At 68.2% G+C, this 23393-nt stretch carries 22 protein-coding genes; 12 read left to right on the forward strand and 10 right to left on the reverse strand.

The window, feature by feature from the left end; all coding sequences use genetic code 11:
* Nucleotides 1-5: 5 nt before the first annotated feature.
* A complete protein-coding gene (locus tag AC1RMY_RS12725) occupies nucleotides 6-986 on the forward strand; it encodes an NAD(P)H-dependent flavin oxidoreductase (RefSeq protein ID WP_492864918.1) in 981 nt (326 codons plus the stop codon).
* 4 nt (nucleotides 987-990) lie between these two features.
* On the opposite strand, the gene murJ is transcribed toward AC1RMY_RS12725, so the two are convergent.
* Both murJ and AC1RMY_RS12735 read right to left on the reverse strand, forming a co-directional pair.
* The gene (murJ, locus tag AC1RMY_RS12730; RefSeq protein ID WP_492864920.1) at nucleotides 991-2517 is read right to left on the reverse strand and encodes a murein biosynthesis integral membrane protein MurJ; all 1527 of its coding nucleotides are present in this window, start codon (nucleotides 2515-2517) and stop codon (nucleotides 991-993) included.
* A gap of 142 nt (nucleotides 2518-2659) precedes the next feature.
* A complete protein-coding gene (locus AC1RMY_RS12735; RefSeq protein ID WP_492864922.1) occupies nucleotides 2660-3685 on the reverse strand; it encodes a glycosyltransferase family 2 protein in 1026 nt (341 codons plus the stop codon).
* Between the two features lie 162 nt (nucleotides 3686-3847).
* On the opposite strand from AC1RMY_RS12735, the gene AC1RMY_RS12740 reads away from it, so the two are divergent.
* Both AC1RMY_RS12740 and AC1RMY_RS12745 read left to right on the forward strand, forming a co-directional pair.
* Nucleotides 3848-4675 (forward strand): ChbG/HpnK family deacetylase, encoded by an 828-nt coding sequence (locus tag AC1RMY_RS12740; RefSeq protein ID WP_492864924.1) that lies wholly within the window; start codon nucleotides 3848-3850, stop codon nucleotides 4673-4675.
* A 111-nt stretch (nucleotides 4676-4786) separates the two neighbouring features.
* Entirely contained in the window at nucleotides 4787-6481 is a 1695-nt protein-coding gene (locus AC1RMY_RS12745) for a methyl-accepting chemotaxis protein (RefSeq protein ID WP_492864926.1), read from the forward strand.
* A 72-nt stretch (nucleotides 6482-6553) separates the two neighbouring features.
* Here AC1RMY_RS12745 and AC1RMY_RS12750 read toward each other — a convergent pair whose 3' ends face one another.
* Nucleotides 6554-7153, reverse strand: coding sequence for a superoxide dismutase (locus AC1RMY_RS12750; protein WP_492864928.1), 600 nt, complete (start codon nucleotides 7151-7153; stop codon nucleotides 6554-6556).
* 320 nt (nucleotides 7154-7473) lie between these two features.
* Between AC1RMY_RS12750 and AC1RMY_RS12755 the strand changes: the two genes are divergently transcribed.
* Nucleotides 7474-9045, forward strand: a complete 1572-nt coding sequence (locus AC1RMY_RS12755; protein ID WP_492864930.1) for a hypothetical protein — start codon at nucleotides 7474-7476, stop codon at nucleotides 9043-9045.
* A 17-nt stretch (nucleotides 9046-9062) separates the two neighbouring features.
* On the opposite strand, the gene AC1RMY_RS12760 is transcribed toward AC1RMY_RS12755, so the two are convergent.
* Entirely contained in the window at nucleotides 9063-11222 is a 2160-nt protein-coding gene (locus AC1RMY_RS12760; RefSeq protein WP_492864932.1) for a S9 family peptidase, read from the reverse strand.
* A 341-nt stretch (nucleotides 11223-11563) separates the two neighbouring features.
* Here AC1RMY_RS12760 and AC1RMY_RS12765 point away from each other — a divergent pair, with 341 nt between their 5' ends.
* From AC1RMY_RS12765 to AC1RMY_RS12775, 3 genes are all read left to right on the forward strand, one after another.
* On the forward strand, nucleotides 11564-11980 hold the full coding sequence (locus AC1RMY_RS12765; protein WP_492864934.1) for a Ros/MucR family transcriptional regulator: 417 nt from the start codon (nucleotides 11564-11566) through the stop codon (nucleotides 11978-11980).
* A gap of 188 nt (nucleotides 11981-12168) precedes the next feature.
* Nucleotides 12169-12540, forward strand: a complete 372-nt coding sequence (locus AC1RMY_RS12770) for a helix-turn-helix domain-containing protein (RefSeq protein ID WP_492864936.1) — start codon at nucleotides 12169-12171, stop codon at nucleotides 12538-12540.
* Nucleotides 12537-13349 (forward strand): DUF6456 domain-containing protein, encoded by an 813-nt coding sequence (locus tag AC1RMY_RS12775; protein ID WP_492864938.1) that lies wholly within the window; start codon nucleotides 12537-12539, stop codon nucleotides 13347-13349. The genes AC1RMY_RS12770 and AC1RMY_RS12775 overlap by 4 nt, the downstream gene beginning before the upstream one ends.
* Before the next feature lie 9 nt (nucleotides 13350-13358).
* Here the strand turns inward: AC1RMY_RS12775 and AC1RMY_RS12780 are convergent, their stop codons facing one another.
* Entirely contained in the window at nucleotides 13359-13793 is a 435-nt protein-coding gene (locus AC1RMY_RS12780; RefSeq protein ID WP_492864940.1) for a SufE family protein, read from the reverse strand.
* A gap of 64 nt (nucleotides 13794-13857) precedes the next feature.
* The gene (locus AC1RMY_RS12785; RefSeq protein WP_492864942.1) at nucleotides 13858-14157 is read right to left on the reverse strand and encodes a hypothetical protein; all 300 of its coding nucleotides are present in this window, start codon (nucleotides 14155-14157) and stop codon (nucleotides 13858-13860) included.
* A gap of 339 nt (nucleotides 14158-14496) precedes the next feature.
* On the opposite strand from AC1RMY_RS12785, the gene AC1RMY_RS12790 reads away from it, so the two are divergent.
* From AC1RMY_RS12790 to AC1RMY_RS12800, 3 genes are read left to right on the forward strand one after another with little or no spacing between them, the layout of a single operon-like run.
* Nucleotides 14497-16302, forward strand: coding sequence for a PAS domain-containing sensor histidine kinase (locus tag AC1RMY_RS12790; RefSeq protein WP_492864944.1), 1806 nt, complete (start codon nucleotides 14497-14499; stop codon nucleotides 16300-16302).
* Nucleotides 16303-16317: 15 nt separating this feature from the next.
* Entirely contained in the window at nucleotides 16318-16908 is a 591-nt protein-coding gene (locus AC1RMY_RS12795) for a hypothetical protein (RefSeq protein ID WP_492864946.1), read from the forward strand.
* 28 nt (nucleotides 16909-16936) lie between these two features.
* Nucleotides 16937-17272: a DUF1491 family protein gene (locus AC1RMY_RS12800; protein WP_492864948.1), complete on the forward strand. Its 336-nt coding sequence runs from the start codon at nucleotides 16937-16939 to the stop codon at nucleotides 17270-17272.
* Between the two features lie 23 nt (nucleotides 17273-17295).
* On the opposite strand, the gene AC1RMY_RS12805 is transcribed toward AC1RMY_RS12800, so the two are convergent.
* Nucleotides 17296-18429: a hypothetical protein gene (locus tag AC1RMY_RS12805; RefSeq protein ID WP_492864950.1), complete on the reverse strand. Its 1134-nt coding sequence runs from the start codon at nucleotides 18427-18429 to the stop codon at nucleotides 17296-17298.
* Nucleotides 18430-18573: 144 nt separating this feature from the next.
* On the opposite strand from AC1RMY_RS12805, the gene AC1RMY_RS12810 reads away from it, so the two are divergent.
* Entirely contained in the window at nucleotides 18574-18810 is a 237-nt protein-coding gene (locus tag AC1RMY_RS12810) for a hypothetical protein (RefSeq protein ID WP_492864952.1), read from the forward strand.
* Nucleotides 18807-19583, forward strand: a complete 777-nt coding sequence (locus tag AC1RMY_RS12815; RefSeq protein WP_492864954.1) for a hypothetical protein — start codon at nucleotides 18807-18809, stop codon at nucleotides 19581-19583. Before AC1RMY_RS12810 ends, AC1RMY_RS12815 begins: the two co-directional genes overlap by 4 nt.
* 4 nt (nucleotides 19584-19587) lie before the next feature.
* Here AC1RMY_RS12815 and AC1RMY_RS12820 read toward each other — a convergent pair whose 3' ends face one another.
* The 3 genes from AC1RMY_RS12820 to AC1RMY_RS12830 all read right to left on the reverse strand — a co-directional run bounded on the left by AC1RMY_RS12820 (nucleotide 19588) and on the right by AC1RMY_RS12830 (nucleotide 23139).
* Complete coding sequence (locus AC1RMY_RS12820; protein WP_492864956.1) at nucleotides 19588-20220, reverse strand: DUF1254 domain-containing protein; 633 nt, start codon at nucleotides 20218-20220, stop codon at nucleotides 19588-19590.
* Between the two features lie 24 nt (nucleotides 20221-20244).
* A complete protein-coding gene (locus AC1RMY_RS12825) occupies nucleotides 20245-20844 on the reverse strand; it encodes a DUF1214 domain-containing protein (RefSeq protein ID WP_492864958.1) in 600 nt (199 codons plus the stop codon).
* A 66-nt stretch (nucleotides 20845-20910) separates the two neighbouring features.
* The gene (locus AC1RMY_RS12830) at nucleotides 20911-23139 is read right to left on the reverse strand and encodes a transglycosylase domain-containing protein (protein ID WP_492864960.1); all 2229 of its coding nucleotides are present in this window, start codon (nucleotides 23137-23139) and stop codon (nucleotides 20911-20913) included.
* Between the last annotated feature and the right edge of the window lie 254 nt (nucleotides 23140-23393).

Below are 23393 nucleotides of genomic sequence, written 5' to 3' on the forward strand. Positions count from 1 at the left end.
CAGCCATGGCCCGGCTCGTCACCCGGCTGACGCAGCGGCTCGGCATCGAGCACCCCGTCCTGTCGGCGCCGATGGCGCTGGCGGCCGGGGGGGCGCTGGCGGCTGCCGTCACGCGGGCCGGCGGGCTCGGCTTGATCGGCGGCGGCTATGGTGACGGAACCTGGCTCGAGCACGAGTTCGGCCAGGCCGGCAACACCCGTGTCGGCTGCGGCTTCATCACCTGGTCGCTGGCAAAGCAGCCGCACCTGCTCGGGGCAGCGCTGGCACATCGCCCTGCCGCGCTGATGCTCTCCTTCGGCGATCCGCAGCCCTTCTACGCGGAAATCGCGGAGGCCGAGGTGCCGCTGATCTGCCAGTGCCAGTCGCTCGACCATGTCCGGCAGGCACTGGATGCCGGCGCGGCGATCATCGTCGCCCAGGGCGGCGAGGCGGGCGGCCACGGCCATCGCCGCGCGACCTTGCCCTTCGTGCCCGAGGTTGCCGACCTGCTCGCCCGCCAGAGTCCCGATACGCTGCTGCTGGCGGCAGGCGGCATCGCCGACGGGCGCGGGCTTGCGGCCTCGCTGATGCTCGGCGCCGATGGCGTGCTGGTCGGAACCCGCTTCTGGGCGAGCCGCGAGGCCCTCGTCCATGCCGGCCACCATGCGGCGGCGATCGCCGCAACGGGCGATGGCACGGTGCGGACCTCGCTGCCCGACATCGCGCGCCGGCTCGACTGGCCGAAGCCCTTCGACATTCGTGTTGCCGACAACGGCTTCACCCGACGCTGGGCCGGCCGTGACGAAGAGCTGAGGGCCGCGATCGAGCAGGAAGCGCCGGCTTATCGCGCCGCCTTTGCGGCCGGCGATGCGCAAAACGCCGCCGTGATCTTCGGAGAGGCTGCCGGGCTGGTCGCCGATGTCCCGCCCGCCGGCGAGATCGTCACGCGCATGATCGACGAGGCGGCGAGGCTGCTCGGCGAAAAGGCGAGGGGCTTCCTGGCCTGAGCCCTCAGCGCAGCAGCCGCAGCAGGCGCGAGACCTTCAGCGCCAACCCTGCGATCGTGGCGTAGGCCACGGCGGCACCGGCCGCCACGAAAGCCAGCGCGAAGAGGCGCGGCTCGAAGGGCAAGCCGGCCATCGCCGCCAGCGCGCGCGGCGCCAGCCACCAGGCGAGGCCGGCGGAGAGCGCGGCGGCGCCCGCGATCACCGCTACGAATTGCGGCAGGCGCGGATGCGGCGTGGTCAGGCCGCGCCGCAGAGCCAGGACGAACAATGTCCCGACATTGATCCAGGCGCCCGCAGCGGTTGCCAACGCCAGCCCCTGCGCCCCCCAGTCGCGCCAGAGCACGAGCTTCAGCGCGAGGTTGGCAGCGATCGAGGCGAGCGAGACGATCATCGGAGTGGTTGTGTCGCCGCGCGCTTGGAAGGCCGAGACCTGCGTCCGCACCAGCACCATGGCCGGCAACCCCAGCGAATAGGCGAGCAGCACCATGCCGGCGGCCTGGCTCGCCTGCGCGTCGAAGGCACCGCGTTGGAACAGGGCGGCGACGACGAGTTCCGGCACGGCGACGAAGGCGGCGACGAAGGGTGCGCTGGCAAAGAGCGCGATCGCAACGGCCTGGTTCTGCGCGCGGTTGGCGCCGGCCTCGTCGCCGCGGGCGATGTGGCGGCTCATCGCGGAGAGCGCAACCGTCCCGACCGCGATCGCGATCAGCCCGAGCGGGAGCTGATACAGGCGCTCGGCATAATAGAGCGCGGCATAGGCGCCCCGCGGCAGCAGCGAGGCGATGATCGTGTCGGCGAAGAGCGCGATCTGGACCCCTGCCGAGCCGATCACCGCGGGACCGAACTTGCGCAGAAAGCTGCGGATATTGGCGTCGAGGCGCGGCCTGGCGAGACGGCTCGCGACACCGGCCCGACGCGCGGCGACGTAGAGCAGGAGCCATTCGAGGATGCCGGCGACCGCCACGCCCCAGGCCGCGGCATGGGCCGCGCTCGGGAACAGGAAGGCGACCGCCAGCGCCGTGACGATGCTGGCGCTGAGCAGGATCGGCGCTGCCGCAAAGGCCGCGAAGCGATCTACCGCGCTCAGCGTCGCGCCGAGGAAGGTGACCATCGTCACGAACAGCAGATAGGGGAAGGTGATCCGCGTCAGCGTCACCGCCAGTTCGAACCGCGCCGGATCGCCTGTCAGCCCCGGCGCCAGCAGCGTCACCATCGCCGGCATGAAGGGCAGGGCCAGCGCCAGCAGCACGAGCTGCACCACGAGCAGCAGCGTGAACAGCCGGTTCGCGAACAGTGAGGCGACGGCCGGGCCTTCCTGCTCGCTGATCCGCGAATAGGCCGGCACATAGGCCTGGTTGAAGGCGCCTTCGCCGAAGATCGCCCGGAAATGGTTAGGCAGGCGCAACGCGACCGAGAAAGCGTCCATCATTGCGCCGGCGCCGAGCACGGCGGCGAGCACGACGTCGCGCGCGAAGCCCGCCACACGGGAGACAAGGGTGAAGCCGCCGACCGACAGGATGTTCTTGAGCATCAGGACCCGTCCGGTTCGCGGGGAACCACGCCGTCATTGCGAGGAGCGAAGCGAAGCAATCCAGGGAGACGAGGCCGAACGCCTTGCCCAGCCCCCCTGGATTGCTTCGCTTCGCTCGCAATGACGCAGGGGGCGGGACCCGTCAACGGATCAGCGGCGGCAGCGCGTCTCCGCGCGGATGATCGACGGTGCGGGCGTCGAAGCCGACGCGCTCGCCAATCAGGTAGAGCGGCCGGCGCTTCACCTCGGCGAAGATGCGCCCGACATATTCCCCGATCAGCCCGAGCGAAACGAGCTGGATGCCCGAGAAGAACATGATCGAGACGATCAGCGACGGGAAGCCGGGTAGGTCGGTGCCGAACAACAGCGTGCGCAGCAGGAAGAATGCGGCAGTCAGCGTCGAGATCAGCGCGATCACGGCCCCGGTCCAGGTCGCGATCTTCAGCGGCACGGTCGAGAACGAGGACAACCCGTCGAAGGCGAAGCTGAACAGTTTGCGGTATCGGAATTTCGAGACGCCGTGCTCGCGCTCGGCGACGTCGAAGGTCACGCCCGTCGAGGGGAAACCGACCCAGGCATAGAGGCCCTTGGAGAAGCGCGCGCGCTCCGGCAGGGCACGCAGCGCGTCGACCACCTTGCGGTCGAGCAGGCGGAAATCGCCGGCGCCCTCGGGCAGCTCGGTTTCGCCGAAATGGGCGAAGAGCCGGTAGAACAGCTTGGCGAAATTGCGCTTAAGCCGGCTTTCGCCCGCGCGATCCGAGCGCTGCCCGTAGACGTTGAGGAAGCCCTCGCGCCATTTCTGCAGGAAGACGAGGATCGTCTCCGGCGGATGCTGCAGGTCGGCGTCCATGATCACGACGGCATCGCCCGAGGCGTGGTCGAGCCCGGCTGCGATCGCGATCTCCTTGCCGAAATTGCGGCTGAAGGAGACGGCGCTGATCCGGCTGTCCTGGGCGCTGAGCAGCTTGAGTACGGCCAGCGTGCCGTCGCGGCTGCCGTCGTCGACGCAGACCAGCTCCCAGGAGGCGACCGCCCTGTCCAGCACCTGCTTCAGGCGCTCGACCAGCACGGGCAGGTTGTCGGCCTCGTTGTAAACGGGCACGACGAGTGAGAGTTCGGGCCGGCCGGGGGAAGGCCGTGGCGCCGGCGCGGTGGAGGGGGGCGACATCTCGGACACAGCGATTGACCTCTTGGCGCGTCTTGCGACGTCCGGCCCGAGGACCTGATCGTCGCGGGTGACGCGACCCGCACAGAACCGTAAAGCTTGCACGCTCACAAGCTCGGCTGAGCCTTTACCGCATGCCGGCTGAACGGGGGACAACAGACCAGAATGGCGAGCGGATTTATTCTGTGTGCGGATGATTTCGCCCTGACCGAAGGCGTCAGCCGCTCGATCCTCGCCCTGGTCGAGGCCGGCAAGCTCTCGGCCGCCGGCGCGATGACCAACCGCCCGCATTGGAAGACCTTCGCCGCGGCCTTCGGCGACTTGGGCGAGCGGGCTGATCTCGGTCTGCATCTCAACCTGACCTGCGCCGCGCCGCTTGGCGCCATGCCGAGGCTCGCGCCCGGAGGGGAATTCCCGGCTCTGCGAGATCTGGCGCGGATGGCCGCGACCTCGCCCGCGGCACGCCGGGAGATTGTGGCGGAGATCGCCCGCCAGCTCGATGCCTTCGAGGACAGGCTCGGCCGCCCGCCGGATTTCATCGACGGCCACCAGCATGTCCATGTGCTGCCGGGCGTGCGTCGTAGCCTCCTGGATGCCGTCACGCACCGCTATGCGGCCGGCCGGGTCTACCTGCGCGACCCGGCAGATGCGCCGGCGGCGATCCGGGCGCGCGGCGTCGCAGTCGGCAAGGCCCTCACCGTCTCGGCGCTGGCGCTCGGCTTCCGGCGAGCAGCCCTGCGACGGGGCATTCGGGTCAATCGTGGCTTCTCAGGCTTTTCCCCCTTCGATCCGGCTCGCGATTTCGGCGCGGATCTGCAGCGCTTCCTGCTGAGGCCCGGCCCGGCCCATCTCGTGATGTGCCACCCCGGCTTCATCGACGACGAACTGGCGCGGCTCGATCCGGTGATAGCGACGCGCCCGATCGAGCATGCTGCGCTCGCCTCTTTCGTACCGATGGGGCTGGCGATGGTGCGCTTTTCGCAGTTGCGGTGAGCGGCGACCGGAGCAATCGATTGTTTACCTTGCTCTGTCATTTTCCCCGTCGATGCTTATGCCCGGCAACGGTTGCATATCCGAGCCCATCTTTCGGGGATTTTCAGCGCGATGACGTGGTTCAAGCGAGCGGCCAGGACAGAGACCGCTGCGCAGGCGCTGACCCCGGCGCGCAAGCCGGGCCGTTCCCTGAGCAGCCAGATCGCGGCCGCGGCGGTCGCCATCGTCGCGCTCGCCATCATGCTCGTGGTGTTCGCGGCGGCGCGTTACAACGACGCCAAGACGCGCGACGATCTCGAACAGAAGATGACGGCGCTGGTCCTGATGGTCGTCAACGCCTCGCCGTCGCTGATCCTGGCGCGCGACACCAACACGCTCGGCTACATCCTGGAATCGCTGCGCCGCGATCCCGATTTCGAGGCGGGTTTCGTCGCCGACGACCTCTCGGCGCTGGCGAGCTCGGGCCGGACCGAGCAGGCGCGGCTGGCGTTCACGCCGCGCACGGTGGCGACCCAACTCGGTCGCGAGCCCTGGGAGATCCTGAAGGACGTTGTCTCGACCGAGATCGAGGACGACAAGTTCGTCACAAAGCTCCATGTCGTGCGGGTCGGTGGCCACCAGAAGCAGATCGGCTACATCGCGCTGCGCTTCGACAAGACCCGCCTGCTCGCGCGTGCCTCCTTCGAGCAGATGGCGACCATCGGTTTCGGCGTCCTGATCCTGCTGGTCCTCGGGCCGCTGCTTTGGTTCTCGCTGTCGCGGACGATGAAGCCGCTGAAGAACATGACGCAGGCCATCGTCAGCATTTCGGACGGCAAGCTCGACACGCCGATCGATGCGCTGGCGCGGCGCGACGAGATCGGCGCCATCGCCCATGCTCTGGGTGTTCTCAAGCTCCGCCTGGCCGAGCGCGCGGCGTTGCAGGAAAAGCAGCATGTCACCGAGGCCGAGCGCCGCCTGCACCAGCAGCGCGTCGACGAGGCGATCGCGCTCTTCCGTGGCGAGGTCGGTGTCGCGCTCGAGGCCTTCAAGAGCAATGCCGACCGCATGAGCGAGGCCTCCGTCGGCCTGGCCCGCGTCGCCGCCGAATCGTCCAGCCGCGCCGCGCGCGCCGCCCATAACGCTCATGGCGCGTCGGGCAATGTCGAGAGCGCCGCCCAGGCGGCCGAGCAGATGGGCGCCGCCATCCGCGAGGTCGAGTTCCAGGTCCGCCGCGTCCGCACCGAGATCGTCGAGGCCGCCTCGATCTCGCGCGACACCGCGACGTCGGTGCATGCGCTCGACGAGACGGCGCGCGCCATCGGCGAGGTCGTCAACCTGATCCGCGATATCGCGGCCCAGACCAATTTGCTCGCGCTCAATGCGACCATCGAGGCCGCCCGTGCAGGCGAGGCCGGGCGCGGCTTTGCGGTGGTCGCCTCCGAGGTCAAGAGCCTGGCCTCGCAGACGGCCGATGCGACCGATCGCATCGTCGCCCAGGTCGGCGCGATCCAGTCCGCCACGGGCGAGGTCGTCGGCTCGATCCAGAACATCGCCGAACGCATGAGCGCGATCGAGAATTTCGCCAACTCCGTTGCGGTCTCGATCGAACAGCAGGCGATCGCCACCGGCGAGATCGCCAGCGGCGTCGCCATGGCGAGTTCTTCGGCGCTGTCGGTGTCGAGCGATCTCAGCGTGCTGGCCGACAGCGTCGAGGAGACCGGGCGCTCGGCGGAGGATGTGCGCGGCGCAGCCGGCGAAGTCGCGGCCCAGGCGCTGCGGCTGCGCTCGACGGTGGACCAGTTCCTGCACAGCGTCGCCGCTTGAAGCCCTCAGGCTGAACCAACAAAAAACGGGGCCGCGAGGCCCCGTTTCCGTTTGTGGCGTGATCGCCAGGCCTCAAGCCTTGGCCGCGTCGTACATCTCGGCGACGTATTCCCAGTTCACCAGGCTCTCGAGGAAGGCCTTGAGATAGTCGGGACGGCGGTTGCGGTAGTCGATGTAGTAGGAATGCTCCCAGACGTCGCAGCCGAGGATCGGGCTTCCGCCGGTGACGAGCGGGCTCTCGCCGTTCGGGGTCTTGGAGACGGCGAGCTTGCCGCCCTTGACCTCGAGCCAGGCCCAGCCCGAGCCGAACTGGCCGACGCCGGCGGCTACGAAGTCTTCTTTGAACTTGTCGACAGAGCCGAAGGAATCGACGATCGCCTTCTCCAGGGAGCCGGGGATCTTGCCGCCGCCGTTCGGCTTCATCCACTTCCAGAAATGCAGGTGGTTGTAGTGCTGGCCGGCATTGTTGAACACGGCCGGATTCTTGCCGTGCGAGGCCTTGACGATCTCTTCGAGCGATTTGCCCTCGAACTCCGTGCCCTTGATCGCGTTATTGCCGTTGGTGACATAGGCGAGATGGTGCTTGTCGTGGTGGAACTCGAGCGTTTCCTTCGACATGAAGGGCTGGAGCGCATCATGAGCGTAGGGCAGGTCGGGAAGGGTGAAGGTCATGGGGCCTCTCCTTGGGCTGGCAAAATCGCTTGAACTGAGAATGGCTTGCCGCTGGGCGGCTGGGCCGGGTGATTGCCGCAGGGGGCGCCCGCCATCCGCTTCGTTAGTTAAGCCTATGGTGGCGCTCCGGCAACCGCCGCACCGGCGAAGCGTCCATGTCATGGCGGACGATGCGCCTCACTCCCGCCTGAATCGTTGCCTTATCGAAAGGCACAATTTGAAACGCTCTCTTATTCAATGCGTTACATGATATGGCGGGGCGGGGTGGCTGAGGCCGATCCGGCGCGCGGACTGCCCGGATTGTTTTCGAGGACCCGACGTTGATCACCATCTTCATCCTGCTCGGCCTCGGTTTTCTCGGCGGTGGCATCGCGGCCATCGTCGACGGGCTGCCCTATATGGTGTTGGAGCGCGGCTTCACGCAGGTCATCATCGGCACGGTGGTGGCAGTGGCGGGCGTCGTGATGCTGGCCTTGTCATGGGTCCTGGTCGAGTTGCGGCGGATCAGGACGACGGTGTCCAATGCCGCGATGGCGATGTCCGTCGCATCGATGGCGGGCGGCGCCGCGCCGGAAAGCGCCTTTCCGTTGCCGCCCCTGCCGCTGGAGCCCGATGATAGGGCTGCAGCACGGCGCCCGGACATGGCCGTTGCGGGGGCAGGCGCGCTCGCCGGCGCCGGGGCTGTCCTCGCCGCGACGCATCGTCCGGCAGCAGGCACGTCGGAGCAGCCCGAGGACAAGGCTGCCGAGCCTGATCCCTTCGGTGCTCGTCTGGCGGAGGTCGTCAGGTCCGAGCGCGATCTGGAGAGGGACACCCTGGACGAGAGCCACACGGCCGATGTCGATGCGCTCCCGGCTTTCGATCCGTTCCGCCCGGTGGATCCGCAGGGCGAGCCGGAGCCAATGCCCGAGCCGGAGGTCGAAGAGCCGGCTGAGCATGAGCCTGGGCCGGAAGCTGCGCCGCTGCCGGCTGTCACCGCCGAGCCAGCAATCGAGCTCGACGCCGAGCCGGCGGCCGATGTCTCGGAGGCGCCGGAGGCCGTACACGCGGCCACGGCGGATGACGAGCTGCCCGAGGCCCTGGCCGTCCAGAACGCTCCTTCCGATATCGAGGATCCGCTGACGCCCGAAGCCGCGCCTGCCACTGCTCAGGAGGTCGACGAGTTCGGGATGCTGCGCGAGAGCCTGGCGGGGTTGGGTCCGGGCACTGCGCAGTCCGGCGGACGCGTCGAGCCTTCCTTCGCGGAATCCTTCCGCCTGCGCGAAGCCGTCGCCGAGCAGGAACGCAAGCGCGCCGAAGATCTGGCCGCAGCCGCAAACTGGATGGAGCCGGCCGGGCCGCGCCGCGCGCCTTGGTTCGAGAAGGCGGCGCCTGCCGCGCCCGAGCCCGTCGCGCCATCGACCGCCGATGAACCTGCGCCCCTGCCCGAAATCCCGTGGCCCAAGCTGGATATGCCGGAGTCGGCTCCATCGCAGCCGGCCACGCCGGACCTCGACGTCCGCGCTTCCGTCTTGCCGCAATGGCCGCCGCATGCACGGGAGGCCGCTCCGTTCGAGCCGGAAACGCCCTTGCCGCAGGAGCGGACCCCGGACGATGCTGCCGGCGAGCTGGGCGGTCCGAAAGATACGCCGTCGCCCGAACCGGAGGATGAGACCTCCAGCGAGCCTGACGTCGAGCCGGCCCCTCCGGCGCTGGCCGACACTGGGAGCGATGCCGCCCCTGCCGCCTCCGACGAGGGCATTGTCGGCGCCTATCAGGTCGGCGAGGCGCATTTCACCATCTATGCCGACGGCTCGATCCAGGCGCGGACGCCCGATGGCGACTACAGCTTCGCCTCGATGGACGAGCTGAAGATCTACCTCGCCAGCGAGAAGAGCCGGCTTGGCGTCTGAACGAAGCGCGCGCTGGTTCAGGCTTGGCTCGCCTCCGGCCAGCCTTTGCCGACTGCCGTGATGGCGAAAGCATAGGCCAGGGCGGTCTCCTTCAGCGAGTCGAAGCGGCCGGCCGAGCCGGCATGACCCGCGTCCATGTTGGTATGCAGCAGAATCGGCCCGCCGCCGGTCATGGTCGCCCGCAGGCGCGCCACCCATTTCGCCGGCTCCCAATAGGTCACGCGCGGATCGGTCAGCCCGCCCATCGCCAGGATCGGCGGATAGCTCTGCGCCGAGACGTTGTCATAGGGCGAATAGCTCCGGATCGTCTCGAAGGCCGCAACGTCGCGGATCGGGTCGCCCCATTCCGGCCATTCGGGCGGAGTCAGCGGCAATGTGTCGTCGAGGATGGTGTTGAGCACGTCGACGAAGGGGACCTCGGCGATGATGCCGGCGAAGAGGTGCGGGGCCATGTTGGCGACGGCGCCCATCAGCATGCCGCCGGCGCTGCCGCCCTCCGCCACGATACGCCCGCGCGCCGTGAAGCCAGCGTCAGCCAGCGTCTCGGCCGCCGCGATGAAGTCCGTGAAGGTATTCCGCTTCTTCTCGCGCTTGCCGTCGAGATACCAGCGCCGGCCCTTGTCGGTGCCACCACGGACATGGGCAATGGCGTAGACGAAGCCGCGGTCGACCAGGCTCAGCGGGCGCGTCCGGAACGAGGCCGACATCGCCGAGCCATAGGAGCCATAGCCGTAGAGCAGGCAGGGCGCCGAGCCGTCGAGCGGCGTGTCGGCTCGGTGAAGGATCGAAACCGGCACCTGCTCGCCGTCCTTGGCCGTGGCGAAGATGCGCCGCACGCGATAGGCCGCCGGATCGTGCCCGGACGGGATTTCCTGGCGCTTCAGCAGCACGCGCTCAGCCTTTGCCATGTCGTAGTCATAGGTTTCGGCCGGGCGCGCCATCGAGGCGTAGATGAAGCGCAGCGTGTCGGTGTCGAACTCGTAGCCGGCGTCGAGGCCGAGCCCATAGGCCTCCTCGTCGAAGGCGATGCTGCTTTCCGCGCCCGAAGCCAACTCGCGGATGACGATGCGCGGCAGGCCGTCTTCGCGCTCCAGCCGGATCAGCCGGCCCTTCAGGCAGAGATGGCTCAGGATCAGCCGGCCAGCCTTGTGCGGGATCAGGTCGCGCCAGTTCGTGGGCGAGGGATCGGCCACCGGCGCGGTGACGATCTTGAAGTCCTCGGCTCCGTCGGCGTTGGTCAGGATCAGCAAGTCCTCGCCATGATGCTCGACATCATATTGCCGGCCGACCTCGCGCGCCGCGATCGTGACGGGCTGCGCGTCGGGCTGTGACAGATCGACGATCCGGATCTCGGAGGTCTCGTGATCGCTGATCGAGATCAGCAGGAAGCGCCCGGACTGCGTCTCGTCGATATCGACGAACATGCCGGCATCGTCCTCGTCATGCAGGAGCGTGTCCTGGCCCGGCTCGTCGCCCAGGCGATGCCTGAAGATCTTGGAGGGGCGGTGATCGGCATCGACGCCGACATAGAAGAAGGAGCGGCTGTCGGCCGCCCAGACGATGTCGCCCGTCGTGTCCGGGATGACGTCCGGCAGATCTTTGCCGCTGGCAAGGTCGCGGACCCGGATCAGGTGCAGCTCGGAGCCTGCCTCGTCGGCGCTCCAGGCGAGCAGGCGATGGTCGGGGCTGTGGGCGGTGTCGCCGAGATCGAAGAAGTCCTTGCCGTCGGCCAGCGCGTCGGCATCGAGCATGATCTGCTCGCGGGCTTTCGCGCCGGGCGAGGCGGCATTGCGGGGCTTGCGGCAGATCAGCGGATGTTCGCCGCCCTTGCGATAGCGCGAATAGTAGAGGAACGGCCCGTCAGGCTGTGGGACGCTGGAATCGTCCTCCTTGATCCGGCCGCGCATTTCCTTGACGAGGTCACGCTGCAGCGTGCGGGTCGGCGCCATCAGCGCCTTGCACCAGGCGTTCTCGGCCTCGAGATGGGCGCGGATGTCGGCGGGCAGCACGTTCGGCTCGCGCAACACCTCCTTCCAGTTCGGCGCACGCAGCCAGTCGTAGTCGTCGTGCAGGTCGACGCCATGGACGATTGTCGTCTTGGTACGGATCTCGGGGCGCGGTGGCGTGACCTTGCGTCGGCGGGGCGTCGTAGCGCCGGGAACGGGATTTGAGCGCATCGACGAGGTCTCCAGCAGAAAGCGCTCAGACAGGTAGAGAGCAGGGCCCGGGCTGGCAAGACCGCTACGGCAAAGGCAGATGCACCCTCTGGAAAATTTCAGTTACCATGATCATCTGGCGGACACTGCAATATTTCCGCCGGACAATCGTATTCGCGCCGGCATCATCACTTGCGGTGATGTAAGCCATCGACTAAACGATCGACAACGGTCCGCCGGAGTTGCGTCTGAGTCGAAAGCGCTCGTTGCTCTTGGTCAGGATCGCGCAAGGCATCTATGCAAGATGGTGCCCTCGGTAATCGTATTTTCTCGCGAAATATATCTCAGGGAGTGACGCCATCATGGCCGACAATGACGGATCGGATTTTATCGAGCTGACTGCGGACATCGTTTCCGCTTATGTCTCGAACAATTCTGTTCCCGCTGCCGATCTGCCTGCGCTGATCGGGGATGTTCACTCCGCCTTGAGCCGCGTCATCAGCGGGGCGGCTCCGGTTGCGCCGGCCGAGGCCCCCAAGCCGGCCATACCGGTCAAGAAGTCGATCACGGCCGACTATCTCGTCTGCCTCGAGGACGGCAAGAAGTTCAAGTCGCTGAAGCGCCATCTGCGTACGCAGTACAATATGTCGCCCGAGCAGTACCGCGAGAAGTGGGGCCTGCCGCCGGATTACCCGATGGTCGCGCCGAACTACGCCGAAGCGCGCTCGCAGCTGGCCAAGAAGATGGGCCTGGGGCAGCAGCGTCGCAAGCGCCGCTGAGGCTGGGGCTTCGGCGTCATCACTTTCGACATTCGAGAGGCCGCCGGCACCCCGGCGGCCTTTTTCATGTGCGGCGTCGCGCGGGGATAAATCGGCCCCGTGTTTCGATGGTCTTGATATAGGAATATTTTCATGCATCCTGTGCGCCGGTCTCGCCAGCTCTGGCGAGTAAGCGAAAGGAACATATCATGAACATTTCCAATCGAGAAACGGACGACCCCGTCCTCCACGCCGCGTTGGCGCGGCTGGCCGAAGTAGCCGTGGCGGCGGTTGCGCAGGTCCCGACAGCGAAGCTGCGCAGCCCATGTCGGGGGCGGCGCCCAATCGCGCAGGCCCGGCAGACGGCGATGTATCTCGCCCATGTCGCCTTCGGCCTGCCCCTCACCCGCGTCGGCATCTGCTTCGGGCGCGACCGGACGACAGTCCGCCACGCCTGCGCCATGATCGAGGATCGCCGCGACGACCCGGCGCTGGAATTCGGCTTGTCCGCGCTCGAAGCCGGGCTGCGAGCCTTGACCCGCTCTCTCGCGGCAACGACCGGCGCGGAGATGCGCGCATGAACGGGGCAAGGGACGATCACCGGCCGGTCCGCGAGGCGAACGCGCGATTGCTGCGCCATCTCGCACAGCCCGGCGCCTTCGCCCGCCTCTCGCCGCTGGGCTGCGGGCGCATCGCACTCTACCGGACGACCGGGAATACCAGCCTCGGGGCCGGCTACGTCACGTCCGAGGCGGCCGAGGGCCTGGTTGCCGATGGCCTGGCTGTCTGGAGCGGAGACGGCAACTCCCGACGTCTCCTCGCGACCACTTCCGGAAGTGGCGCCGTGCCGGCCGTCATCGAGACCGACGGCGGTCGCCAGGATGTGATGCTGGACGAGCGCGAAAGCCCTTTGCTCTGGCTGCATCGCCGGCTGGGCAAGGACGGCAAGCCCCAGATATCGGCCGAGGAATTCGCGGCCGGCGAGCGCTTCCGGTCGGAACTGACGCTGGCGCGGATGATGCCGCGCATGACGATGAACTGGGATGCCTCGCTCGCACCGGACGGCCGCGGAGCGGGTAGTCGGGGGCTGGCCACGGCTTCGGACGCCTCCCTTGCCGCACGTCAGCGCGTCAGGCTCGCCTGCGATCGTCTCGGGCCGGATTTGTCGGGTCTCGCCATCGACGTCTGCGGCTTCCTGAAGGGGCTCGATCTCGTCGAGCGCGAGCGCGGCTGGCCGGCGCGCTCGGCCAAGGTCGTGCTGCGCCTGGCCCTCAAGGCGCTGGCGACCCATTATGGCATCGCCGCAGCATCCCCGGCCGGCAAGCGGCCGACGTCAGTCTGGCATGGCGAGGATGCGCGCCCGCATCTGATGCCGGAACGAGCCGGGTGAGGGCTGGGATCAGGCGGCTTCCGCCGCTGCTGCGCGTGCGTCGGTCTTGATGCGCTCGATCATCGAGCGCACGCCGTTCGAGCGCTGCGGCGTCAGATGGGCGGCGAGGCCGAGCTTCTCGTAGATCGCGAAGGCGTCGGTTGCGATGATGTCGGCGGCGCTGCGGCCGGAATAGATCGCCAGTGCCAGCGCCACCAGGCCGCGCACGATATGAGCGTCGCTGTCGCCACGGAAATGCAGCAGCGTCTGCGGCCCCGGCCCGCCCTCGCGCCTCGCATCGAGCCAGACCTGGCTGGCGCAGCCGCGCACCTTGTTGGCGTCGTTATGCGCGTCCTCAGGCAGAGTCTCGAGGTCCTTGCCGAGCTCGATGAGATAGCGATAGCGGTCGTCCCACTCGTCGAGCAGGTCGAAATTGGCAATGATCTCGTCGAGGCTTGTGCTCATGTCGGCGTCTTCGGCGCGTCCGCGCCTTGCGTCAAGCGTGGTCCTTGTCGCAGGCCAGTGTCGGTCAGCGCGTCGGCGTTGCGGCGCCGCGCTCGCCCCGGCCTGCCGCTGCTGCCGTTATGGCGAGCAGGCGCTGGCGCGTCTCGGGGTCAAGGCCGGCGAGAATCTGCGCCGCCTCGCGCGCGGCCGTAATGCTGGACGTCGTCATGCCCGACAGGCTGCCATGAGTGTCGATCTGCGCCGCGGCTTTGGCGACGTTGCGCGCCGTCGCGACCACGCCGCTCTCGTCCGGCTTTTCACCATGGATGGGCGAGTACAGCGCGATCACGCCGATCACCGCCAAGCTTCGCAGGATATATGCCATGCCGATCCCCGTCGTCGGATGGGTGAGGTCGTCGAGACCTCACCCTGCGTCGACGCTAACGCGGGATCCGGAAAAATCGCGTCATTCCGAAACCTCAAATACGAGTCAAAGGCGATCGGCGATCTTCAGTATCCGTTCACCCTGCTTGCAACATCGAGGAGGTCTCGACGAGAGGGCCAGAACTCCAGCAAGCCGTTGTTTCCTCGATAAAAATCTTTTCGGCGCCTCAATCTCGCCCAGATGTGGCGGGGCCTGCCTTAAGCCCCGCTTAAATCGCTCCGGGCGAGATTGAAGGCAAGCGGGCGTGTCGTCCGCACGAGGTTAGGCGTTGCGTTGCTCATGAAGATGCAGGCGGTCAGGACGCAGCTAGCGGCGATGGTGCACGCATCGGTGCTGCCCAATTCGCTCGAGCGCATGCGCCACGAGCGCTTCATCATGACCCGCCTGTTGGTTGGTGGCATCGCGCTCGGGTTTGCGCCGGCCTATATCGCCTGGCGCGGCACGCTCGGCGCTCTCGAGTCTGCGGTGATCGTGGCGGCGGCTCTACCCTTGCTCGCGGTGGTGACGCTCGCCCGCACCGGCCGGCTCGACATCGCACATTGCATTTCCGCCGCTGCTCTTGCGCTTTTCATCGGCGCGCTCTCCGGCATGACGGGTGGTGCCGCGTCGCCGCTCCTGCTCTGGCTCGCGGCCGTTCCGGCCGAGGCGATGTTCTTCGGTGCCAAGCCCTATGTGGCGCGCGCCAGCGTCATCGCCGCCACGGCGCTCTTCGGTGTGATGTCGCTAGACCATTACGGCTTCTTCTCGGTCCAGGCGCCCTGGGGGGCAGGCTTGATGCCGATCCTGGTGATGATCGCGATCCTGCAGGTGATGGTCGTCGCCGTCGGCTTTTTGCGGCGGCGGCGCGAGGAGTTGCGCGAGCATCGCGCCTCCGACCAGCGCGCCCAGCTTCTGCTCGACCATGTCGGCGACCTCGTCACTTGGCACGATGCCAGCGGCGCCGTGGTCTTCGCCAATGACGCGGCCCGCTCGCTGGCCGGCGCCGAACCGCACGATCTGCACGGGCGCGGCCTGTTCGAGCGCGTGCACGTCGCCGATCGCCCGCTCTTCCTCAAGGCCCTGAGCGACGCGGCTCACGGTACGGGCTCGGCCACCGCCTGCTTCCGCACGCTGTTCGTGCCCCGCGGCGGACAGGCGCATCCGCACCCCGTCTCGGTCTGGCTCGAGATGCACGCGCATCGCATCGAGACGGCCGGCCCCGGCGACAGCGCCGCCGTCGTCTGCGTGATGCGCGACATCACCGCCCGCCGCGCCGCGGAGGACGCACAGGCGCGCGACCATGCCGAGGCGGTCAAGGCGAGCGACATCAAGGGCCGCTTCCTCGCGACCGTCAGCCACGAATTGCGCACGCCGCTCAACGCCATCATCGGTTTCTCCGAGATGCTGACGGCGGATGATCAGGCTTGGCTCGACGACCAGAAGCGGCTCGAATACGCCCGCATCATCCACAGCTCAGGCCAGCATCTGCTCGACGTCGTCAATACGCTGCTCGACATCTCCAAGATCGAGAGCGGCACCATGACGATCGAGCAGGAGCCGCTCGATCTGGGCGAGATGACACGCGATTGCTGCGCGCTGATGGCGCTGCGCGCCGAAGCCGGCGACATCGTGCTCGATCGCGTCGTCGGGCCGGACCTGCCGCCGGTGCTGGGCGATCGCCGTGCGCTGAAGCAGGTCATCATCAACCTGCTCTCTAACGCCATCAAGTTCACCCCGGCCTATGGCCGCGTCGTGCTGGCCGCCGTGCGCGACGGCGATATGGTCGATCTGTCGGTCTCGGACACAGGTATCGGCATCGCCGCCAACGACCTGCCGCGTCTGGGCGACCCCTTCTTCCAGGCCAAGGGCTCCTATGACCGAGCCTATGAGGGCACGGGTCTCGGCCTGTCGGTGGTGCGCGGGCTCGTCGGCCTGCATGGCGGGCGCCTGACCATCGAGAGCGCGCCCGGCGTCGGCACGCGGGTCGCCGTCCGGCTGCCGGTCGGCGGCGTCGAGGAGGCCGCGCAGCCCGCCAGGATCGCCACCTTCGCGCGCGCCCCGCGCCGCGGCCTCGAAACCAAGACGCCTTTCCGTCTGACCGCCTGATCACGAGCCAGTCGCATGTCCACGATCGCTGCCCGCGCCCATTCCAGCGCTTCGCTTTCCGCCCCGGTCAGGCGCGCGGCGCCGCAGCCGCGTCGCAAGACGACATGGCTCGGCCGCATGGCCCGGATGGCCGCCCATCGCCCCGGCCGTGCCTTCGTGCTGCTGGTTTTTGCCGGCGTCTCCGCCGCGATCCTGGCCAATGCGCTGATGCTGCAGAAGGCGCGCCATCCCGCGCCGATGATCTCGGCGCCTTCGCAGACGCCGCCCGCCCGTCAGGCGATCCGTGCCGAGCAGCCAGCCGCCAATCCGCCAGCCGCGCCGTTTCCGGCCACGAACGCGGCCGCGGCACCCCTGCCACCATCCAGACCTACCGACCTGTCGCAGCAGTCGCGCGAAACCTCCTCGCGTGAGGCCGTCGTGCGGCCGCCGGCCGGCGTGACCAACGTTCCGCGTTCGGCCGCCGCGCCGGCGCCCGCTGCGCGCGCCGCCGCTCCGCGCGATCCGATCGCCGACCTGATCAACGGAGCCGACATCCGTCCGCCGGCCGAGATTCGCGGCGTCGCACAGGTGAAACCGCCCACGCCGCGCCGCAGCGCCGAAAACTGACGCCGGCGCGCAAGAGGGAGCGGCGCCGATGGCGCGTCTCACCAGCGATTTCTGGGTTTCGGCCTATCTGCGCCAGGCCGCGCATGACGGGCTCGTCGCCGTGCTCCGGCGGCGCGGTGCGGCCGAGGCCGGCGCCATCTTCGTCAAGCTCGACCGGCTCGACCGCACGGCCGCACTCTACGGGCCGGCTCCCCAATCGATGGCCGCAGACGATGGCGTCCGCCGCTTCCAGCTCATTCTCGACAGCGATCCCGGCAGCGTCGAGGAGCGCGTCGCGCGCGAGTTGCGCTTCGATTCCGATCTCTGGCTGGTCGAGATCGAGAACCCGCAGGGCGATCCCAGGCTCGAACTCGTCGGGGAATAGGTGTTGCGCCGCCGGGAAGGCGCTCAGCCCTGATCGCGTCTGGAACCGTGCTTGCGCAACAGGTCGCCGACACTGATCGCGCTCTCCGGGCGTGCAGGCCCAATCCGCGCGGGCGTGCCGCTTGGATCCATCGCCGGCTGATGCTGGCCCCTGCGCGACGCCGATGGCATCGGCGTGCCACTGACCTGCATCACCAGCCGCAGCGCTACCGTAGGCCGCACCGAGCGCATCAGGGCGACGACGGCGAAGATGCGCTCGACCGAATGGGCCGCCTCGTCGCCGAGCCTGATCAGAAAGCGCGTCGCATCCTCGACACTGGCGCCGGCTGCCGTCAGCGCGAGCGCGGCAAGATCACGCGAGCCATCGGCCTCGATCGCCTGCGCTAGGGCAAGGCCACCGCCGAGATGGCTCGCCAGGGCCGTGAAGGCGGCTGCCGGGTCGTCCGCGGCCAAGGCCAGCCAGCCCGCAAACATCTCGCCAGAAACCGGCTGGCGTCGTTCGGAGGGGCCGAGTGCCTCCAGCGCCGCCAGCGAATCGAGCATGGCAAGGCGCCGCTCGGGCCCGGCGAACAGGAACAATGGCGCCAGCTCGGCGCTGGAGAGGTCGCGGCGGGCCAGCAAGGGCGCGGCATAGCCTGCATCCTTGCGCGAACGGGCGAGCACCAGGTCGAGCGCGGCGCGCGGCAGGCGGATGGAGGCGTTGTTCATCAGCGCGAAGTCGATGGACCGGTCGCCGCGCTCGACGAGTATCAGCATGGCCGTGGCCGTCAGGTCAGTCCGTTCAGCGAGGGCGCCGGCGATGTTCGCATCGTCATGGCCGGCAAGTTCTTCGATCTCCACGGAAGTTGCCGGCATCCCGTGGCGCAGGAGGGCCGCCAGTACGGCGCCGCTGCGTGCCTTGAGAGCCGCGAGCACCGGCGCCGGCGTGTGCCGCCAGCCTGCGAGCTTCCGGGCGAGGATGACGGCAGTGGCTTCGTCGATGCCGGGAACCAGGGCCGTCGCCATCTCGCTGAAGGCCGCAAGGTCATCCGGCGCGGGCTGGGGCGTCGACATCAGCAGGTCCGCCTTCACCCGCAGCGAAACCTGGCTGAGATCGAGCCCGCCATCGCGCGCGAGGCGGGCTAGATGGGCGATTTCGGCGGAAATTCGCGACGGCATGGGGCGCTCGGATGTGATTCTTGGCTCCACGCGAGAGTAATCCCCGAGGCTTTAAGAGGGCGTTAACCATGTCAGGGCCTGATGCGGAACGGAGAGAGGTTCTCCCGCGACCACAACTCAGGCGCCAAGAAACGGAGGCGCGTCATGGCTGTCGTCATCCCCCTTGCGCCGCTCCGCCGGACGCAACCCTCGGAAACTTCAGCCGCCACAAGGCAGGAGCCGGCAGCGATTCTTTTCTTCACCGGGGTTCGTTACGAGCGGCAGGCGGAACCCGTGGCCCCCGAGCCGGTGGTCCGTCGTCGACGGCGCGCGGTGGGCACGCTGCCGGCCGGCAGTCCAAAACGGACGAAGAAGGCGACCAACGCCAGGCAGCCGGCGTGACCTTCGAACCTGCCGATCACCAGCGCGCCGTCCAGCGGCGGCGCTGCCGCCTGGCCGCGCTCCTGATCGGCCTCTCGGTTGGCGCCTGTGCCGGCCCTGGCGATCTCGGCCGTCCGCGGCCGGACGTCTGGAGCCAGGTCATCGCACCCCAGAAAGGCTTCTGGGCAGCTACCGCGCGCGGCGAGGCCGCCTCCTATTTCCGCCTGACCGATGACGAGGAACAACTGCGCGACCGCGCCTGGCGCTTCATCATGCCCGGCCATGAACGCAGCGTCTTCCAAGGGCGCGTCTCGGACCTCGCGCACTACAGGATCCTGCCCGTAGAGGCCCAGTCGAGCATCGTGTCGGACTATTTCGTTGCGCTGACCTCCGGCACCTATTCGTCCCAGGTCTCGCGATATTCGCGACTGGCTGAGGACGTGAATGCCGACCGTCTGCTGATCGGGCCTTTCCGCGCCAACGCGATGCGCGTGGTCTCGGCCGACCGGGTGCGGATGCGCACGGCGGAGGGCTCGCCCTACGTCGCGCCGGAACAGATCGATCCAGCCCAGGCCCGCGTCGTCGAGAACGAGGGACTGATCCTCTGGGTCTGCGAACGCATCGGCTTCCGGCTGAAGAGCTACCACTATGCGCTCGCCAACCTCGTCGTCGAGATGCCGTCGCGCGAGGCGATCCGCGCCGAGCGCGCCATCATGGCGCTGGAGGCGGAGGCCGGCCCGCTCTGCAAGATGCAACTGATCGGAACCTTCAAGCCGATCGTCGCCAAGGGTTGAGATCTCAATCCGCCATGCCGCAGGCGACGCCGCTCGCCAACGCCTCGCCGTCGGCGCGGTCGGAAGGATGCCTCACGAGGACGCGCGCCACGATCAGGCCCTGATCGGTGTCGGAAACCACCCGCAACTCGCGCGCCGCCTCGCCCTCCTCATCGCGCGCGATCCGTTCATCGCGCTGCTCCTCGGTCATCACCACGAACTCGACGACGCCACGGATCGCGGCGCGGTCGGTAATCGCATAGATGACGCCGCCGCCGCGACGATGCAGCGTCAGGCCCAGCGGCAGTGTTCCGGTACGCGCCACGACGCGCATCGGCCCGCCGGTCAGATCGTAGCTGCAGATCGCTGTGACGGTGGCGGCGTCGTCCTCGCGGGGCAGGGGCAGGCTGCGATCGGCCGACGCGATCAGCTCTGCCCGCCCGCCCGAACCGAGCGCACGATAGGCATGGGCAGCGTCGCTCAGGGAGAGCACAGGGATCAGCAGGATCGTCACGATATGGACGATTGCAGCGAGCACGAGCCCTGCGAGCGTCGTCAGCAGCAGGCGCCGGATGGCCGCGGCGAAGCGCGTCCGACGCGGCAGCGGCCTCGGCAGCGCAGCGGCGGCGTCGCCGATCTCGTGATCCCTCACGCTCATGGCAGTCGACTCATGGCAGCGGGCTCATGGGCAATCGATCCGCTCGATGCGCGGCAAGCTCTCGGGACGGGTCTCTCCAGCCTGGGTCGCGATCGGCGTGTCGTACAGCCGCAGGCGGAACTGGAAGCGCCCGCTCGACGGCAGCGGCAGCCAGTTGCCGGCCTGCGGCCATGAAGCGGCGACGATGCGTAGGGAGCCGCTCTCGCCGCGCACGATCTCGGCATCGGTGAAGCCGTTCCGGTTCAGCGGCAGCCGGAAGGCGCGCCCGTCGGCATCGGTGACGCTGAGCGTCCAGCCCCGCGTCGTCGGTGTGGCGCCGGTCAGCGCATAGCGGCAGCGGCCGTCGAGCCCGAAGCCCTGCTCGTCGCGCTCGGCGATCAGCTCGAGGCCTTCGCCGGCTCCCAGCGGCAGATGCACGCCCCGGGCGAGATAGGCGCGCATATAGGGGTCGATGTCGCGACCGCCGCTGCGCGGCCAAGCCTTCCAGGCTCCGATCTCGACCATGCCGAGCAGCGGCCGGCCAGCGACGGCGAAGTGCGCGGAGGCCAGTCCGAGCCCTGCGCCGATCGCGATCAGATAGGCGAGATGGAAGACGCGCACGGCCCTGCTTTCAAGACCGGCCATCGCAGGCGGCCGGCGGCGCGAGTTGAACCAGCCCGCGGCAGGCCGTCAACCGACCCTGAGCCGTCATCAGCGAATCTGCGTCACGCTGCCCGTCGCGGAGACGTCGCGAATGCCGATCTGCACGCGCTGGCCGGTGGGGCGCGCGGGCTCGATCGTCTTGAACATCGCCCCGACGGCCGAGAGCACCTCGAAGGACTGGCGCGGCATATGGCCGGCGCCGGGGCCCGATGCCGCAGCGATCGTGGCGGCCGGCGCCTGTGCCTTCGCGATCGTCGCGGCCTTCGGATCGGGCGGCGCGACGCCCGGGATCGGCTTCAGTTCGAGCCCCTGATGGGCGAACTGCATGATCTCCTTCCAGGTCATGGCCGGCAGCGAGCCGCCGGTCATGTTGTTCGTCTCGGAGGAATCGTCGTTGCCGAACCAGACCGCGCCGACCAGGTTGCCGGAATAGCCGACATACCAGGCATCCTTGTAGCCATTGGTCGTGCCGGTCTTGCCGGCGGCGACGACGCCGTCGAGCGCGGCGCGTCGGCCGGTCCCTTCCGTCGGAACCTTCGACAGCATGAAGTTCATGTCTTGGGCGACGCCTGTGCTCAGCACCTGCGCGGGCGGCGGCTCGTCCCGGTCGTGGCGATAGATCGGCTCGCCCTGCGAATTGTGGATCTCGATCGCGGCATAGGGCTTGGCCCGCTTGCCGCCATTGGCGAAGACGGCGTAGCCGGCGGCCATGTCTATCACCGTTACCTCGGCCGCACCGATCGGCAGCGAAACGGTGTCGATCAGCGGCGAGTTCAGGCCCATGGCCCGGCTGGTCTCGATGATCTTCAGCCGGCCGATGCGGGCGGCGCGCGCCTCATGCGTCTCGCCGGTGGCCTTGCCGATCGCGATCGACATCTGCACCGGGATCGTATTGATCGACTTGGCCAGCGCCACCGTCAGCGGCATCGAGCCGGCATAGGAGCGGCCGTAATTATTGGGGCACCAATTGCCGATGCAGACCGGGCGGTCGGTGACGACGGTGTTGGGCTTGTAGAGCCCCGCCTGCAGCGCCGTTGCGTAGACGAAGGGCTTGAAGGACGAGCCGGGTTGCCTGAGGCTCGCCGTCGCGCGGTTGAACTGGCTCGCGCCATAATCGCGCCCGCCGACAATGGCGCGAACAGCGCCGTCAGGGTCCATCACCGCCGTCGCGGCCTGTTTGGCGCGATAGGCCGGCCCATGTTGGCGCAGGATCGCCTCGATCGCCTCGTCGGCCCTGTCCTGGATCGCGGGGTCATGCGGCGTCTTCACCGTCAGCACCCGGTCGGGGCCAATCTTGCCGTCGTCGGCGAGGCTCTTCACCTGCTCGAAGGCCCAGTCGAGATAGTAGTCGGGGCTGGAATCGCGCCTCCGGTCGACCGGCGTGGCCGGGTTGCGCTTGGCGCTGTCGACCTGGCCCGCCGTCATGAAGCCGGCATCGACCATGGCGTTCAGCACGTCGTTGGCGCGCGCGCGGGCCGCCGGCAGGTTGACATGCGGGGCGAATTTCGTCGGCGCCTTGAACAGGCCGGCCAGCATCGCGGCCTCGGCCAGCGACACGTCGCGGACCGACTTGCCGAAATAATACTCCGCGGCCGCCGCGACGCCGAAGGTGCCGCCGCCCATATAGGCGCGGTCGAGATAGAGCTTGAGGATCTCGTTCTTGGTCAGCCTCTGCTCCAGCCAGATCGCCAGGAAGGCTTCCTTGATCTTGCGGTCGAGCGAGCGCTCATTGGTCAGGAAGAGGTTCTTGGCGAGCTGCTGCGTCAGTGAAGAGCCGCCCTGGACCACGCCCGATGCCCGCGCATTCACTGTCACGGCCCGCAGCGTGCCGAAGATGTCGATCCCGAAATGATCGTAGAAGCGCCGGTCTTCGGTCGCGAGCACCGCCTTGAGCAGGTGATCGGGCATTTCCTCGAGACGCAGCGAGTCGTCGTGCCTTGCTCCGCGATGCCCGAGTTCGGCGCCGTAGCGATCGAGGAAGGTGACGGCGAAGACCTGGTGCTTCAGCGCCTCCTCGCGGCCCTCGTGGAATGAGGGAATGGCGAGCGAAAGCATGATCAACGAGCCGGCGATGCCGAGATTCAGCCCTTCGCTGGCGAACTCGGCCGCCAGCCGCTGCCCGCCCGTGACGGTGAGGCGATCGGTGAAGCTGCGGATGCGCTCATAGGTGTCGCCGGCGCGTCGCGCCGCGCCCCACAGCCCGGCGTCGACCCACGAATCGACTGCCAGCGCGAAGCGCTTCAGTCGGGTCGTCCAGCCTGTCTTCCTGAACTCCATCGCAGTCCCAGGGTCCCGAGGCGAGCCACTGTCTTGAAAGGCGACGGCATTGTCCTGCCGCGCCCCGGCCGTCTTGGCAACATATTCCGGCCGCGTCGAAGATACATATTCCGTCCCGGCGGAAGTGTAAGTGATCCGGGTCACAGTCTCTGCTGAAACAGCAGATTCCGGGCCAGCAGCATTGTCCCGTTTCGGCACGGCTGGAGCGGATACGCGGTGGTTCGGCGTGCGGATGCGGGCGGCCTGCTTCCATT

Source organism: Allobosea sp. GW822-FHT03F07, assembly GCF_058801345.1.